This is a genomic window from Kutzneria sp. NPDC052558 (genome assembly GCF_044547355.1).
Classification (GTDB): domain Bacteria; phylum Actinomycetota; class Actinomycetes; order Mycobacteriales; family Pseudonocardiaceae; genus Kutzneria.
On the sequence record NZ_JBIUAG010000011.1, the window covers coordinates 291,382 to 306,041 of the forward strand.

12 protein-coding genes are annotated in these 14,660 nt (G+C 70.7%); 6 read left to right on the forward strand and 6 right to left on the reverse strand.

All coding sequences use genetic code 11. The features are described 5' to 3' along the window. Positions 1–169 precede the first annotated feature (169 nt). On the forward strand, positions 170–1,291 hold the full coding sequence (locus tag ACIG5F_RS21800; protein ID WP_396520095.1) for an MFS transporter: 1,122 nt from the start codon (positions 170–172) through the stop codon (positions 1,289–1,291). Here ACIG5F_RS21800 and ACIG5F_RS21805 read toward each other — a convergent pair. Continuing rightward, positions 1,288–3,165, reverse strand: coding sequence for a Na+/H+ antiporter (locus ACIG5F_RS21805; RefSeq protein ID WP_396520097.1), 1,878 nt, complete (start codon positions 3,163–3,165; stop codon positions 1,288–1,290). The genes ACIG5F_RS21800 and ACIG5F_RS21805 overlap by 4 nt on opposite strands. 270 nt (positions 3,166–3,435) lie before the next feature. On the opposite strand from ACIG5F_RS21805, the gene ACIG5F_RS21810 reads away from it, so the two are divergent. Then, positions 3,436–4,203, forward strand: coding sequence for an alpha/beta fold hydrolase (locus ACIG5F_RS21810; RefSeq protein WP_396520099.1), 768 nt, complete (start codon positions 3,436–3,438; stop codon positions 4,201–4,203). 38 nt (positions 4,204–4,241) lie between these two features. Here the strand turns inward: ACIG5F_RS21810 and ACIG5F_RS21815 are convergent, their stop codons facing one another. Then, positions 4,242–4,700: a cupin domain-containing protein gene (locus tag ACIG5F_RS21815; RefSeq protein WP_396520101.1), complete on the reverse strand. Its 459-nt coding sequence runs from the start codon at positions 4,698–4,700 to the stop codon at positions 4,242–4,244. Between the two features lie 85 nt (positions 4,701–4,785). Between ACIG5F_RS21815 and ACIG5F_RS21820 the strand changes: the two genes are divergently transcribed. Continuing rightward, positions 4,786–5,382, forward strand: a complete 597-nt coding sequence (locus ACIG5F_RS21820; protein WP_396520103.1) for a TetR/AcrR family transcriptional regulator — start codon at positions 4,786–4,788, stop codon at positions 5,380–5,382. Between the two features lie 287 nt (positions 5,383–5,669). Beyond that, positions 5,670–7,223, forward strand: coding sequence for a GMC oxidoreductase (locus tag ACIG5F_RS21825; protein WP_396520104.1), 1,554 nt, complete (start codon positions 5,670–5,672; stop codon positions 7,221–7,223). A gap of 20 nt (positions 7,224–7,243) precedes the next feature. Here the strand turns inward: ACIG5F_RS21825 and ACIG5F_RS21830 are convergent, their stop codons facing one another. The 4 genes from ACIG5F_RS21830 to ACIG5F_RS21845 form a co-directional block, all read right to left on the reverse strand. Then, positions 7,244–7,726 (reverse strand): carboxymuconolactone decarboxylase family protein, encoded by a 483-nt coding sequence (locus tag ACIG5F_RS21830; RefSeq protein WP_396520106.1) that lies wholly within the window; start codon positions 7,724–7,726, stop codon positions 7,244–7,246. Positions 7,727–7,748: 22 nt separating this feature from the next. Further along, positions 7,749–8,822 carry a dihydrodipicolinate reductase gene (locus ACIG5F_RS21835; RefSeq protein WP_396520108.1) on the reverse strand — a complete coding sequence of 358 codons (1,074 nt, stop codon included), beginning with the start codon at positions 8,820–8,822 and terminating at the stop codon, positions 7,749–7,751. A gap of 188 nt (positions 8,823–9,010) precedes the next feature. Continuing rightward, positions 9,011–10,600, reverse strand: coding sequence for a cation acetate symporter (locus ACIG5F_RS21840; protein WP_396520110.1), 1,590 nt, complete (start codon positions 10,598–10,600; stop codon positions 9,011–9,013). Continuing rightward, positions 10,597–10,989 (reverse strand): DUF485 domain-containing protein, encoded by a 393-nt coding sequence (locus ACIG5F_RS21845; RefSeq protein WP_396520112.1) that lies wholly within the window; start codon positions 10,987–10,989, stop codon positions 10,597–10,599. The genes ACIG5F_RS21840 and ACIG5F_RS21845 overlap by 4 nt, the downstream gene beginning before the upstream one ends. Before the next feature lie 312 nt (positions 10,990–11,301). Here ACIG5F_RS21845 and ACIG5F_RS21850 point away from each other — a divergent pair, with 312 nt between their 5' ends. Further along, a complete protein-coding gene (locus ACIG5F_RS21850) occupies positions 11,302–14,220 on the forward strand; it encodes a nitrate- and nitrite sensing domain-containing protein (RefSeq protein ID WP_396520114.1) in 2,919 nt (972 codons plus the stop codon). After that, positions 14,217–14,660 carry a roadblock/LC7 domain-containing protein gene (locus ACIG5F_RS21855; protein WP_396520116.1) on the forward strand — a complete coding sequence of 148 codons (444 nt, stop codon included), beginning with the start codon at positions 14,217–14,219 and terminating at the stop codon, positions 14,658–14,660. Before ACIG5F_RS21850 ends, ACIG5F_RS21855 begins: the two co-directional genes overlap by 4 nt.

A 14,660-nucleotide genomic window follows, 5' to 3' on the forward strand; every position in this document is an offset into this window, starting at 1 on the left:
GGTGACCGCGGGTTTGTGACCCTGCGCGGGTAGCAGCGCACATCCCGGTCCCGCCGGGGCGAGGTGACAGGTGTTGCCGGCCCCAGGCGCCGCTTGGCGTCTCCGTTCGCCTTCCGGGAGTTCTGCGTTGTCCACACGTCAATTCGTAGTGCCTCGCAATGTTCGGTTGTTGAGTTGGTTCAACTTCTGCGGTGATTTCCGCATGTACGGGCCGATCATGGTCATCTACTTCGCCCAGGTGGCGGGGTCGTATGCCGCCGCGGCCAGTGTGTTGGCGGTGAAGATGCTGGCCTCGGCGGCGTTCGAGGTGCCAACGGGGGTGCTGTCCGACCGGCTCGGGCGGCGAGGGACGATGATCGCCGGCGCGGTGGCCATGGTGGCCGCCCACGTCGGGTACGCCAGCGCGCCGGGGTACGGCGTGCTGCTGGCAGCGGTTGTGCTGGAGGGATTGGCGACCGCGTTGTGGAGCGGCAACAACGAATCCCTGCTCTACGACACGTTGCTCGAAATCGGTCGGGAGGGGGAGTTCGCCCGGCACTCGGGCCGGGTGAACTCGATGTTCCAGATCGCGCTGGCCGTGGCGGCAGCGATCGGCGGCGTGGTGGCGGGCGCGTGGTCGCTGCGTGCCGTCGTGGTGTTGTCGGTGGTGCCGCAGGTGTTGTGCCTGCTGGTCGCGTTGGGGATCCGGGAGCCACGGGTGCACCGGCCGCTGGAGACGAATGTGTTGGGGCACCTGGGATCGGCCCTGCGTGGCATCCGCGGCAATCCGGTGCTACAGCGGATGACGCTGGTGTCGGCGCTCCGGTACAGCAGCGAAAGCGCGGCCCAGTTGTCGCCGGTGTTCGTGGCCGGTCTGTGGCCACTGTGGACACTCGGCCTGTGGCGCACCTTCGGCCATGGGGTGGCCTTCGCCGGCTTCCGGGCCAGTGGCTGGGTGATCGGGAAGCTGGGTGCGGCCCGAACGCTGCTGTTCGGTGAGCTGTTCGACGCCGTGGCGAACACGGTGGCGCTGGTCAAGCCGACGGTGGTTTCGCCCGTGCTGCTGGGATCGCCAGCCTACGGCATCTCGACGATCGCCCAGCAGACGTTGCTACAGCGTGAATTCACCGACCGGGAACGGGCGACGATGGGGTCGCTCGCGTCACTGCTGGGCAGCGTGCTCTACGCGCTCGTCGCCCTGGGGGCCGGCCTGGTGGCCGACCGGTGGGGCATCGTCGCGGCGTTGCTCGGCATCCAGGCAGTGGTGCTGATCGCCCTTCCGCTGGCCTGGTGGGTGAACAGGAGGGCCTAGCCGAGTTTCTTGTCCACGAAGCACCAGCGCCAGCTCTCGCCCGGCTCGTAGCTGCGCATCACCGGGTGCCGGGTGTCGCGGAAGTGCTTGTCGGCGTGCTTGCCCACCGAGGAATCGCAGCACGCCACGTTGCCGCACTTCAGGCACTTCCGCAGGTGCACCCAGGTGATGCCCTCCTCGACGCAGGCGGCGCAGCTGTCCGCGCTGCTGGCCGGGACGTCCCGCCACTCGTGGGCCAGGTGCTTGCACGCCTCGGCCAGCGAGGCCGGGGCGCGCAGCTCCCGGCCCTCCTGGGGCGGCTCCTCCTCGTCACGGTCCAACATGGACTCTTCGATGTCGAGCCGCTCCAGGACCCGCCGCAACACCACGTCATCGGCGGTGCCCTTGTCCCGTGCCCGCAAACAGTGCTCACGCTCGACCGTCAGCAGTTGCAGGCGCAGCCGGCGGTAGGCGTCGCTCGGCGTCTCGTTGAGCGCGCTCTGCCGGCCCAACTGCTCCCAGGCCGCGTCGGTGCGGCCCCGGAGACGGTCCCGCAGGCCCTGCACCACCTCCGGCGGGTCCTCCGGCGTGGTGATCTCGTCCAGCTTGACCAGCGCGGCCCGGACCATGTCGTGCAGCAAAGCCGCTTCCTGCAAGGCATCCTGGGCCGGGTCGGGGCCGGGCAGGCCCATCCGCCGCACCAGCAGCGGCAGCGTCGTGCCCTGCACCAGCAGTGTGCCCGCCACCACCACGAAGGCCGCCAGCACCAGCACCACCCGCTGCGGCGTGTCGGGCGACAGCACGAACGCCGCCGCCAGTGTCACCACCCCGCGCATGCCGGCCCAGCCGATCACCACGGAATACCGCCACGGCCACGCCTTCTTGCGTTTCATGCCCAGCATCGCGGTGAGCCGCTTCTCGGCGGCCACACCGACCAGCCACAGCATCCGGGTCGCGATCGTCGCCGCCAGCACCGCCGCGCAGATCCACGTCAGCGTCAGCACCGACAGGCCGCTGTGCGCCACCTCGGTGAGGATGTGCCGCAGTTGCAGGCCGATCAGCAGAAAGACGATGTTCTCCAGCAGGTACGACACCGTCTGCCAGTTGTGCCGGCTGGCCGTGCGGGCCGCCCCCGACAGCACCCGCGGCGACCGGTGGCCCAGCATCAGGCCGGCCACCACCACCGCCAGCACGCCCGAGCCGTAGATCCTCTCGCCCAGCAGGTAGGCCACGAACGGCACCGCGAACGACAGCGCCGTGTCGGCCACCGGCTCCGTCAGCTTCATGCGCACCAGCGAGGCCACGAAGCCCACCACCAGGCCCGCCACCACGCCGCCCACCGCCGCCCACACGAAGTCCAGGCCCACCTGCCACAACGAGATCGAGCCCGCGATCGCCGCGATCGCCGTGCGCAGGGCCACCAGCGCCGCCGCGTCGTTGAACAGGCTCTCGCCCTCCAGCAGCCGCACCATCTTGCGGGGCATCGCCACCCGGCGGGCCACCGCCGTCGCCGCCACCGCGTCCGGCGGGGCCACGATCGCCCCCAGCGCGAAGCCCGCCGCCAGCGGCAGGCCCGGGATCACCAGCCACGCCACCACGCCCACGCCCGCCGTCGTGAACAGGACCAGGCCCACCGACAGCACCGCGATCGGCCCGCGCAGCCGGTTGAAGTCCACCAGCGAGGTCTGGATCGCCGTCGAATAGAGCAGCGGTGGCAGCAGCCCGACCAGCACCACCTCCGGATCCAGCTGGTACTCCGGCACCCCCGGCACGAACGACACCGCGACGCCCACCACGATCAGGCACAGCGGCGCCGACCAGTCCAGCCGCCGGGCCACCGCCGTGACCGCCAGCACCGCCACCACCAGGGCCACAATCTCCGCCGCGATCTCCACGCCGCAAATCATCACTCGAACGATCCACCCATCACCACCCGAGCCCCCCTCCCCGCCCCCCACCCGCCGCCCCTTGACGCTTGGAAGGGGGCTTTCCTCCACTCCGAGTGGAGGAAAGCCCCCTTCCAAGCGTCCCCACCACGATCGGGGGACCGATCCGTCCAGCGCCAGTATTGGCCTTCCTGGCATCGTCGTTTGTGAGAGTGGACTTGCATGAAGCGGGCGGCGATCCTAGAGTCGTGAGAGTTGACTCTTACGAAGGGGCGGGCGATGGTGGTCGATCTCGGGAACGGGCTGACGGTGGATGTGGACGTGCGGGGAGGGGCGGGGGAGACGGCGCTGGTGCTGCACGGTGGCGCGGGGCCGAGGTCGGTGGCGGGGCTGGCGGGGCTGCTGCCGGGGGATCGGACGGTGCTGACACCGACGCACCCGGGGTTCGACGCACGGCCGAGGCCGCAGTGGTGCGACAGCGTGGCCGACCTGGCGGTGGCCTACCTGGACCTGCTTGGACGCCTGGACGCGGAGCGGGTGCTGGTGGTGGGCAGCTCGATCGGCGGCTGGATCGCGGCGGAGATGGCGACCCGGGACAGCTGGGGGCGGATCGGCGGGGTGGTGCTGCTGAACGCGGTCGGGATCGACCCTGCGGTCGGGAAGCTGACCGACACCAGGGGATTGCCGCCGCAGCGGCTGGGGGAGCTGGCGTTCGTGAACCCGGCGCTGCGGCTGGATCCGTCGACGCTGACGGAGGAGCAGCGGGCGATGGCGGCGGCCAACCAGGAGGCGCTGGCGGTGTACGCGGGGGAGCCGTTCATGTACGACCCGAAGCTGCGGCGACGGCTGCGCGGGGCGAAGGCGCCGGCGCTGGTGGTGTGGGGCGAGCAGGACGGCATCGCGACCGTCGACTATGGACGGTCGTTCGCGGAGAGCTTTGCCAGGGGCCGGTTCGTGCCGGCGCCGGGGGCGGGGCACTTCCCGCACATCGAGGCGGCGGAGCTGACGGCGGCGGCGATCGAGGACTTCGTGAAGCAGGAGTTCTGACGGCGGCGGGCCCCGGGAAAGGGGCCCGCCGCGGTGGCTCAGGCGAAGTCGGTGGCGGGCGTGGTGGCGTAGCGGCTCATGACCTCGACGGTGGCGGCGGGCGTCAGGGCGCCGTCGGCGGCGACCACTGCGCGCAGGTCCCGGAAGTACTGCACGTACAGGTCGGGCGTGAAGGTGTTGAGCATGACGGCCGGCTCGTCGCCGGGATTGGCGAACGTGTGCGGCACACCCGGCGGCACCATGACCAGGGTGCCCTTGGGGGCCACGTGGTCCTGGTCGCCGACGGTGAACCGCACGGTGCCGGACACCACGTAGAAGCCCTCGTCGTGCTGGGCGTGCCGGTGCTGCGGCGGCCCGGCGCTGCGCGGGGCCAGGGTGATCTCGCCGATGCCCAGCCGGTGCTGGGTGACGCTGCCGTCCTCCATGATCCGCATCCGGGCCGGGCCGAGTTCGATGATCTCGCCGCCGTCCGGGCCGGTGATCGCGACGTCGGGCACTGGAGCCTCCTTCGTGAGAATTGACTCTCATGAACCTAGCATTGTGATGCAAGTGCTCTCTCACGAATCGGGTAGCATGGACGGCATGGCGCAGACCACCTCGGGCCGGGTGAACCAGAAGCTCCGCACCCGCACAGCGATCGTGCGGGCGGCGGCCGAGCTCAGCCGCAGTGGCCGCGAGGTGACGATGCCCGAGGTGGCCAAGGCGGCCCTGGTGTCGGAAGCCACCGCCTACCGCTACTTCCCGGACCTGGCCTCGCTGCTGCGGGAGGCCATCGCCGGTCAGATACCCAGCCCGCAAGAGGCGCTGGCCCCGGTCGCCGACTCCGACGACCCGATCGTGCGCATCGCCGCCGCCACCGAGTTCCTGCTGCGGCACGTGCTGGCCCGCCAGGGTGTGGTGCGGGCGATGATCGCCGCCACCGTCGTCCGCCCCGAGCAGGCCGACGCCCGGCCGGGCATGCGCTTCGGCCTCATCGACTACGCCCTCGCGCCGCTGGCCGGCACGCTCGGCGGCCGCGACCCGCAGGCGTTGGCCCAGCTCAAGAACGGCCTGGCCGTGGTGGTCAGCGCCGAGGCGCTGTTCTCGCTGACCGACCTGCACGGCATGGCGCCCGAGGCGGCCATCGCCAGTCTGGTCCAGACCGCCACCACGCTGACCCGGGCCGCGATCCAGGCGTAGCAGCCGTCACGTCGAGCGCCCCTCGGATACGAGGGGCGTTTTTCGTGATCGACAAAGGCGTTGTCGGTGAAGGACAACGGCGACGGTCCATTCAGGACGGACGGCGGCGCGGCGTCGAACCCGAGCCAAGTTACTCGCCGGTACGTAGTGACTGATCGGCCGTTTGTACGTATAACTTGTTCTAATCCCTCAACGGTGAGGAAGATCACATGAGCGAAAAACCATTAGAGACTAACGCTTCTGGTCGACTCTCCCGCCGCGCGTTCATCGCTGGAACAGGTTCTATCTTGGGGGCGGTCGCCCTCGGTGGTAGGGCGATCGCCGCGCCGGCCGCGTCCGGGCCGATCCAGAGCGGCGCGCACGTGCCCGTGCTGATCATCGGGACCGGGTACGGCGGTTCGGTCGCGGCGCTGCGGCTGGCCCAGGCCGGCGTCAGCGTGCAGATGGTCGAGATGGGCATGGCCTGGGACACGCCCGGGTCCGACGGCAAGATCTTCGCCAACACCACCAACCCCGACGGCCGCTCGTACTGGTTGCGCACCAAGACGAAACAGCCGCTGAGCAACTTCCTCGGCTTCCCCATCGACCGGGACATCCCGCGCTACACCGGGATCCTGGACGCCGAGGAGTTCGCCGGCATCATCGTCTACCAGGGCCGGGGCGTCGGCGGCGGGTCACTGGTCAACGGCGGCATGGCGGTCACGCCCAAGCGGGAGAACTTCGGCGCCATCCTGCCCTCGGTCAACGCCGACGAGATGTACGGCACCTACTACCCGCGGGCTAACACCGAACTGGGCGTGGGCCTGATCGACCCGGCCTGGTTCGACACCGTGGACTGCTACCAGTACGCGCGGGTCGGCCGCAAACAGGCGCAGCGATCGGGTTTCCCGTTCGTCTTCGTGCCCGACGTGTACGACTGGGACTACATGAAACAGGAGGCCGCGGGCGCCGTGCCGAAGTCGGCGGTGGCCGGGGAGATCCTGTACGGCAACAACTACGGCAAGAAGTCCCTGCAGAAGACCTACATTCCCAAGCTGATGGCCACCGGCCGGGTCACCATCTCCCCCCTGCACAAGGTGACCTCGGTCAGCCCGGCCGCCGGCGGCGGCTACACCGTGCTGATCGACCAGCTCACCACCACCGGCGACGTCACCGCCACCAAGACCGTCACCGCGGACAAGGTGTTCTTCGCCGCCGGCAGCGTCGGCACCAGCAAGCTGCTGACCATGCTCAAGGCCACCGGCAAGCTGCCCAACCTGAGCCCGGAGATCGGCAAGGGCTGGGGCGACAACGGAAACGTCATGGTCGGCCGGGCCAACTGGCTGTGGGACCCGACCGGCTCGGTGCAGGCCTCCATTCCCTGCGGCGGCATCGACAACTGGGCCGCCGGCGGCGCGTTCGCCGAGGTGGCCCCGCTGCCGACCGGCATCGAGACCTACGCCTCGTTCTACCTGTCCATCACCAAGAACCCCAACCGCGCGGAGTTCTCCTGGAACGCCGCCGCCAACAAGGTCGACCTGAGCTGGCAGACGGTGTGGAAGCAGCCGTCCATCGACATGGCCAAGACCATCTTCGACAAGATCAACGCCAAGGAGGCGACGATCTACCGCTCGGATCTGTTCGGTGTCAACAAGATCTGGGGCGACCACCTCACCTACCACCCGCTGGGCGGCGCGGTGCTCAACCGGGCCACCGACAACTACGGGCGCCTCAACGGATATCAGGGCCTGTACGCCATCGACGGCTCGCTGATTCCCGGCAACACCAGCGTGAATCCCTTCGTCACCATCACCGCCCTGGCCGAGCGCAACATCGAGAAGATCATCGCCACCGACCTGTGACGGCGGCTGCCGGGGCCGCGTCAGTGCCCCGGCAGCACACACACCGCGTCGATGCCCAGCACGTGGTTGAGCCGCCCGAACGCCAGCCAGGAGCCGATGCTCATGCTCAGCTCCACGATCTCCCGCTGGCTGTAGTGCTCGGACATCCGCGCCCAGAAGTCCTCGTCGAGATTGTGGTGGTCCAGCGCGTACCGCTCGGCGTACTCGGCGGCCAGCCGGGTGCGCTCGTCGAACGCCTCGGTGGTGCGCCACTGCGTCACCGCCTCCGCGAAGCCCTCCTCGACCTTCACGCCGTCCCGGTCGGTCCGCCAGTCCAGGCAGAACAGGCACCCGTTGATCTGGGCGATCCGCAGCCGCGCGGCCTCGAACTCCCGCAGCCCCAACGTGGTGTGCTGGTACACCGACAGCGAGAAGTTGGCGGCCGCGACGCCGATGCCGGGCACCATCTCGCCCCACACGTAGCCGATCGCGTCCTTGCCCGCCGGAATGTCGATGTGCACCATCGCGATCGTCCTTTCCGGACAGTCAGGGGCGGTTGAGCTTGCCGATCGCCGGCCGCAGCGGGACGTCCAGCGCGTCGTACAGGCCGGGCTCGGCCGCGGCCAGCCAGTCGATGGCGTTGACCAGCCGGCCCACCGCGGTGGCGTTGCCGCCGGCCGAGCGGTTCTCGCTCTCGTCGGTCGCCTCCACGGTGACCTCGATGCGCGGGCGGCCCTCGATGATCACGCGGTGCGCGCCGTCGCCGCTGGGCGGCAGCGGCCAGTCCGGGGCGGCCGACGGGTGGATGCGGGTCACGTGCTCGATGACGATGCGGGCCGCGCCGTCGACGATGCCCTGCACCTCGAACCGGACCGCGCCCTGCGTGCCGGCCTCGAACTCGCCCATGGTCCGGGTGGTCACCGTGGTCTCCAGCGGGCGGCGTTGCACCGTCTCGCGGATCTCGTCCAGCTCGACGCCCAGCTCCCGGGCCATCAGCCGGATCTGGCCGCCCCATACCATCGTCGGCACCGTCGGGTAGAGCATCGGCGGCTGGTAGTCCATGGGCTGGCCCATGCCGACCAGGTAGCGGACCGAGTCGGGCTGCTCATAGGTGGAGTAGTCGAAGATCTCCTGGCAGCGGATCACGTCGATGGTGCTGGCCAGTCCGCTGATCAGCAGCGGCAGCACGTCGTTGCCCCAGCCCGGGTCCACCCCGGACACGAACAGCGACCCGCCGCCGGCCTTGATCGCCGCCAGCACCGGGTCGCGCAGCTCGGCCGGCGCGTTGCGGTGGTCGTAGAGCGGGTACAGCGAGGGCGTCACGACCACGGCCCCGGACTCCACCGCCCGGACCAGATCCGCGAGCGCCTCCATCGGCCGGGTGTCGCCGCTGCCCGCGTACACCACCGCCCGCGGCCCCGCCGCCAGCACCGCCTCGACGTCGTCGGTCGCCGCCACGCCCAACTCGACGTCCAGCCCGGCCAGCGCGCCCGCGTCCCGGCCCACCTTGGCCGGATCGTGCACGAGCACCGCCGTGAGCTTCAGCGCCGGGTGGGCCTCCACGGCCCGGATGGCCGCGCGACCGACGTTGCCTGTGCCCCAGACAACCGTGGCAATCATGGGGAGAAACCTAGCAAACGCTTGGTTGTGTCACGAGGGCCGAACGAGTGAGGGCGCGGCGCACCGACCGGCCGCGCACGTGAGTGGCTCATTTCGCCAAACAACCCCCACCTGAGTGGCTCAGGTGGGGGTAGAGGCGAAGTGAGCCACTCACGTGGGGGCGAGGGGAGAGGAGGTGGAAGCGGCGGTCAGGTCCTGGCGCCGATGCCGGTGAGGGCCCGGACCTCCATCTCGGCCTGCTTGGCCGGGTCGACGCCCTTGCGGCCGCCGAGGAACGTGCCGACGATGCCGCACAGGAACGAGAAGGGGATGGAGACGATCCCGGGATTGCTCAGCGGGAACCAGTGGAAGTCCACGTGCGGGATGAGCGAGGTGGGCGCGCCGGACATCACCGGGGAGAACACGATCAGCACCAGGCAGGAGCCCAGGCCGCCGTAGATGCTGAACAGGGTGCCGGTGGTGTTGAAGCGCTTCCAGAACAGCGCGAACAGAATGGTGGACAGGTTGGCCGATGCGGCCAGGGCCAGCGCCAGCGCGACCAGGAAGGCGACGTTCTGGCCGTTGGCGGCGATGCCGCCGATGATGGCCAGCGCGCCGACGGCGACGGCGGTCTGGCGGGCCACCCGCACCTCACGCCGGGGATCAGCCTTGCCGTGCTTGATGATGTTGGCGTACACGTCGTGCGCGAACGAGGCCGACGCGGCCAGGGTGAGGCCGGCGACCACGGCGAGAATGGTGGCGAAGGCGACCGCGGACACGATGCCCAGCAGCACCGCCCCGCCCACCCGGAAGGCCAGCAGCGGCGCGGCCGAGTTCTCGCCGCCGGGGGCGTGCAGGATGTTCTGCGAGCCGACCAGCGCGCCCGAGCCGAAGCCGACGACCAGCGTGCACAGGTAGAACACGACCATCGTCCAGATCGCCCACACCACCGAGCGGCGGGCCTGCTTGGCGTCGGGCACCGTGTAGAAGCGCATCAGCACGTGCGGCAGGCTGCAGATGCCCAGCACCAGGGCCAGCGCCAGGGACACGAAGTCCAGCTCGTTGCGGCCGTACTGCGCGCCCGGGCCGAGGATCGCGCTGCCCAGCGGGTTGTTCTGGGTGGCCCGGTCCAGGATCGAGGAGAAGTCGAAGCCGAACTTGCCCAGCATGAACACGCTGATCAGGGTCACGCACAGCAGCAGGAGCACGGCCTTGATGATCTGCACCCATGTGGTGCCCTTCATGCCGCCGACCAGCACGTAGAAGATCATGATGGCGCCGACGACCACGATCACCAGCGACTGCCCGGCCCGGTCGGTGACGTTGAGCAGCAGGGCCACCAGGCCGCCGGCGCCGGCCATCTGGGCCAGCATGTAGAAGAACGAGATGACCAGCGTGGAGATGGCGGCCGCGGCGCGCACCGGGCGCTGGCGCATCCGGTACGCCACCACGTCGCCCATGGTGAACCGGCCGGTGTTGCGCAGCATCTCGCCGATCAGCAGCAGCCCGATCAGCCAGGCCACCACCCAGCCCACCGAGTACAGGAAGCCGTCGTAGCCGTGCACGGCGATGCCGCCGGCGATGCCCAGGAACGAGGCGGCCGACAGGAAGTCGCCGGACAGCGCGATCCCGTTCTGCGCGCCGGTGAAGGCGCCGCCGGCCGCGTAGTAGTCCGACGTGGTCTTGTTGCCGCTGCTGACCCGGTAGACGATGTAGAGCGTCGCCGCCGCGAACAGCACGAACACGCTCAGGTTGATCAGCGGGTTGCCGGTCGCGGTCCCGTCGGCCAGGATCCTCACTTGGTCTCCAGTCCGGCGTGCGTGCGGATCAGGGCCACCTGCGGGTCGATGCGCCTGCGGGCGAACCTGTTGTACGCCAACGTGATCAGCACCGTGGACACGAACTGGCCCAGCCCGAGCAGCAGGCCGACGTTGACCAGCCCGAACACCTGCTGGGCCATGAACGCGTGGGCATACGCCGACAGCAGCACATAGGTGAGGTACCAGACCAGGAACAGCGCGGTCATCGGGAAGATGAACCGCCGCAGCCGCCGCCGCAGCTCGGTGAACTCCGGCGAGTCCTGGATGGCCTCGAAGTCCGGACGTCCCGGGGCGGCCGGCCGGCCGCCGAACACCGACTGGTCCGACTCGACCGCCGCGTGCCGACCCGTCGTCGACGCTGTGGCCACCTGTCCTCCAGGGACACGTTGAACAAAAGTGGGCCAACTCTAACGGGGGCGTGACCGGAGTCAACCGCACGCCCGGCCCGACCATGGCCGGACCCTGGGGCGCGGGTGACCGGACCGATCCCGGGGACGGTCGCGCCCGAGGCGACGTGTCGGCCTTGACAGCGGAATTCGGCCTGGAGTACACCCCCCGCAGCGGCCGAACGCCCGTAACACGTTTCCCGTCTCGGCAGACAACCGAACACAGGGGAAGACCGATGTTGCCAGTGCGATACTTGGCGGCGCTTCGCACCAGCACCCCAGGAAGGACGCATCGTGGTTCAGCCCAGCCCGGGTCCGTGGTGGCACACGGTCGCCCGGTGGCGCAACTGGCCGGTGCTGGTCAAGCTGGCCGCGGTGCTCGTGGTGCCGGTCGTCGTGGCGGTCACCCTCGGCTTTCTCCAGGTGCGCAGCGAGATCGGCCAGGCCGACTCGTACCTCACCATCCAGCGCATCATCGCGCTGCGTGACTCCCTGACCCCGCTGACCACGCAGCTGCAGCGCGAGCGCACGCTGGCCGCGCTGGTGCCGGCCCAGGGCAACGCCGCGTTCCACGCGCAGGCCAAGGCGGTCGACACGGCCGCGTCCAAGGTCGCCGACGCCGCGCACCGCACGCCCGGCCTGTCCGCCGCCTCCTCGGCGTGGTTCAACGACCTCCAGCTCAACCTCGGCCAGCTGCCGTCCATCCGCCGCCCGGTCGAGCAGACCGTCGACGCCGACACCGACGCCGTGTCGGCGTACACGCAGGTCATCGAGACCGCGCTGAACTTCGACCAGGCCCTGGTGGTGCAGCTGGGCGACCCGTCGCTGTCCAGCCCGGCGACCGCGCTGCTGGACCTGGAGAACGCCCAGGAGCAGATCCGGCTGGAGCAGGCGGTGGTGCTGGTCGGCATCACCCGCGGCCACCTGATCGACGCCGAGGCCAAGATGCTGGCCGCCTCCGAGACCCGCTACGACGACGCGGTGGCCAACTTCCAGGCGGTGGCGTCGCCCGAGTGGCAGCAGGCGTTCCAGCAGACGGTGGCCGGCGTCGACGTGGGCACCCGGCGGCAGCTGCTCGACTTCGCCGCCACCCAGCCGGTCGGCCAGGCCGCCCCGGTCCAGGGCGCGGTCAAGAAGACCACCGGCGTGCACAACGCCCCGGCGGCCGGCGGGCTGACCATCCCGCAGGACGAGTGGAACCGCACCTCGGACGCGACCGTGGCGCTGGTCAGCAAGGTCTCCACCGGCCTGGCCGGGCAGATCCGCGACACCGCGTCGGCGCTGCAGGAGGACAGCAGCGACCGGGCCGGCCTCGAGTCCGTGGTGCTGGTCGTGACCGTGTTGCTGGCCGGCGGCATCGGCCTGGTCGTCGGCCGCTACCTGCTGGGCTCGCTCGGCGTGCTGCGCCGCACCGCCCTCGACGTCGCCGCCCGCCGGCTGCCCGAGGCGGTGGCCAAGATCCGCGAGGGTCGCGGCGAGGAGGTCCGGATCGACCCGGTGCCGGTGTACACCACCGAGGAGTTCGGGCAGGTGGCCCGGGCCTTCGACGAGGTGCACGGCCAGGCCGTCAAGTCCGCGGCCGAGCAGGCCAGCCTGCGCAGCAACCTGGGCAACATCTTCGTCAACCTGTCCCGGCGCAGCCAGGGCCTGGTGGAGCGGCAGCTGCGTCTGATGGAGCAGCTGGAGCGGCACGAGGAGAACCCCGAGCAGCTGGCCAACCTGTTCAAGCTGGACCACCTCGCGACCCGCATGCGGCGCAACAACGAGAACCTGATGGTGCTGTCCGGCCTGGACCTGTCCCGCCGGTTCACCAAGCCGCTGCCGCTGGGCGACGTGCTGCGGGCCGCCGTCTCCGAGATCGAGCACTACCAGCGGGCCGTGGTCCGCTCCGCCCCGACCGCCACCGTCGTCGGCTACGCGGCCGGCGACCTCGTGCGTCTGATCGCCGAGCTGCTGGACAACGCCACCGCGTTCTCCCGGCCGGACACCCAGGTCACCGTGGACAGCCACCGCGACACCAACGGCGACATCGTCATCCAGGTCGTCGACCAGGGCATCGGCATGGGCGACACGGAACTGGGCGAGGCCAACAACCGCGTCTCGGCCGGCGCCGCGGTCGAGGTGCCGGTGTCCCGCCAGATGGGTCTGTTCGTGGTCGGCCGGCTGGCCAGCCGGCACTCCTTCCGGGTCCGCTTCGAGCAGGGCCGCGGCGGCGAGGGCCTGACCGCCGTGGTCACCGTGCCGGCCGAGCTGGTGGTGCGGGGCAGCGGCGACCGGGAGCGGCCGCTGAGCGCGCCCGGCGGCGCCCTGAACGGCATGCCGCCTGCTCCGCGGCTGGGGCCGGACGACACCACCCGCATCGAGCGCATCGACGAGGTGGTCTGGCCGACCGACAGCGTCGAGGACGAGCCGTGGGACCCGCCGGAGCGCAACACGCCGGTGGTGCCGGACGCGCCGCCGCCCAACGTCGTCAAGGCCATCGACCCGTCGCCGACGCCGCTGCCGACCCGCCGGGTGCCGCGCAAGCCCGTCGAGCCGCCCCCGGCCGGTCCCGCCGTCGCCGGCCCGCCCGTGCCCCCGCGGTCGGGTCCTTCAGGTCCCTCTGGCCCCAAGCCGCCTCCGGGGCCGACCTCGCCGCCCGAGGTCCTGTCGACCGGCGGCATGGAGCTGCCCCGGCGAGCGTTCACCCCGCCGCCCACGGTCCAGCCGGCCGCCGCCGACGGGGCCACGGGCTGGTTCGCCGCGAACACGCCCAGCGACCAACCGAGCCCGCCGCCCCGTCAGGACCAGGAATCCGTCCTACGAGCGGAGGTCTCGCTCGAGCCGACCAGCTACGCTTGGTTCGAGCACATGGCCGAGGGACCGGCGAACGGGTCCTCCGATCAGGTGAACCCATCGGGCGTCACCGCGCCCGAACCGGCCCCGCCGGCGACGCCGGAGCCGGTCTGGCCGGCCGAGCAGCCGGCGGCGCAACCCCCGCCGCAGCCTCGGCCCCAGGGCGTCCAGAACGGTCCTGGCCTGCCGAAACGTGTGCCGAAAGCCGGGCTGTTCCCGGCCACCGGCGCCCCGGCGGCCGGCCCCGCGGCGGGCGCCGCCCACCGCGATCCGAACCGGACACGCGGCTTCCTGGCCAGTTACCAGTCTGGTATCCGTCAGGACCACACTGGTGCAGCAGCGTCGAGTGAGAACGAACGGGGGCAGGAGAGCCCATGACCGCACCCCAGTCGCGGCAGGTGAACCAGTTCGGGTGGTTGGTGAACAACTTCGCCGAGCATGTGCCGGGTGTCGCGCACGCGGTCGTCGTGTCCGTGGACGGTGTGTTGCTCACATCCTCCGCGCGGCTGCCCGCTGAGCGGGCCGAGCAGGTCGCGGCCATCGCGGCCGGCGCGGTCAGCCTCACGCAGGGCGCCTCCCGCTGTTTCGACGGCGGCCCGGTGCGCCGGACCGTGGTGGAGATGCAGGGCGGCATCATGCTGCTGATGACGATCATGGACGGCTCGTGCCTCGCGGTGCTGGCCGCCCCCAACTGCGACGTCGGCCAGGTGGCCTACGAGATGACCGTCCTGGTCGACCAGGTCGGTCCGCTGCTCACGCCGGAGCTGCGCAGCGAGCTCAGGGTCGCCAAGCAGGCCATGGACAGCCAGCCCGTCTGA

Bases quoted from the DNA above. Each gene is read 5' to 3' on its own strand.
- ACIG5F_RS21810 (WP_396520099.1), top strand. From the start codon at position 3,436: ATGGTGGTCGATCTCGGGAACGGGCTGACGGTGGATGTGGACGTGCGG.
- ACIG5F_RS21820 (WP_396520103.1), top strand. From the start codon at position 4,786: ATGGCGCAGACCACCTCGGGCCGGGTGAACCAGAAGCTCCGCACCCGC.
- ACIG5F_RS21830 (WP_396520106.1), bottom strand. From the start codon at position 7,726: ATGGTGCACATCGACATTCCGGCGGGCAAGGACGCGATCGGCTACGTG.
- ACIG5F_RS21835 (WP_396520108.1), bottom strand. From the start codon at position 8,822: ATGATTGCCACGGTTGTCTGGGGCACAGGCAACGTCGGTCGCGCGGCC.
- ACIG5F_RS21855 (WP_396520116.1), top strand. From the start codon at position 14,217: ATGACCGCACCCCAGTCGCGGCAGGTGAACCAGTTCGGGTGGTTGGTG.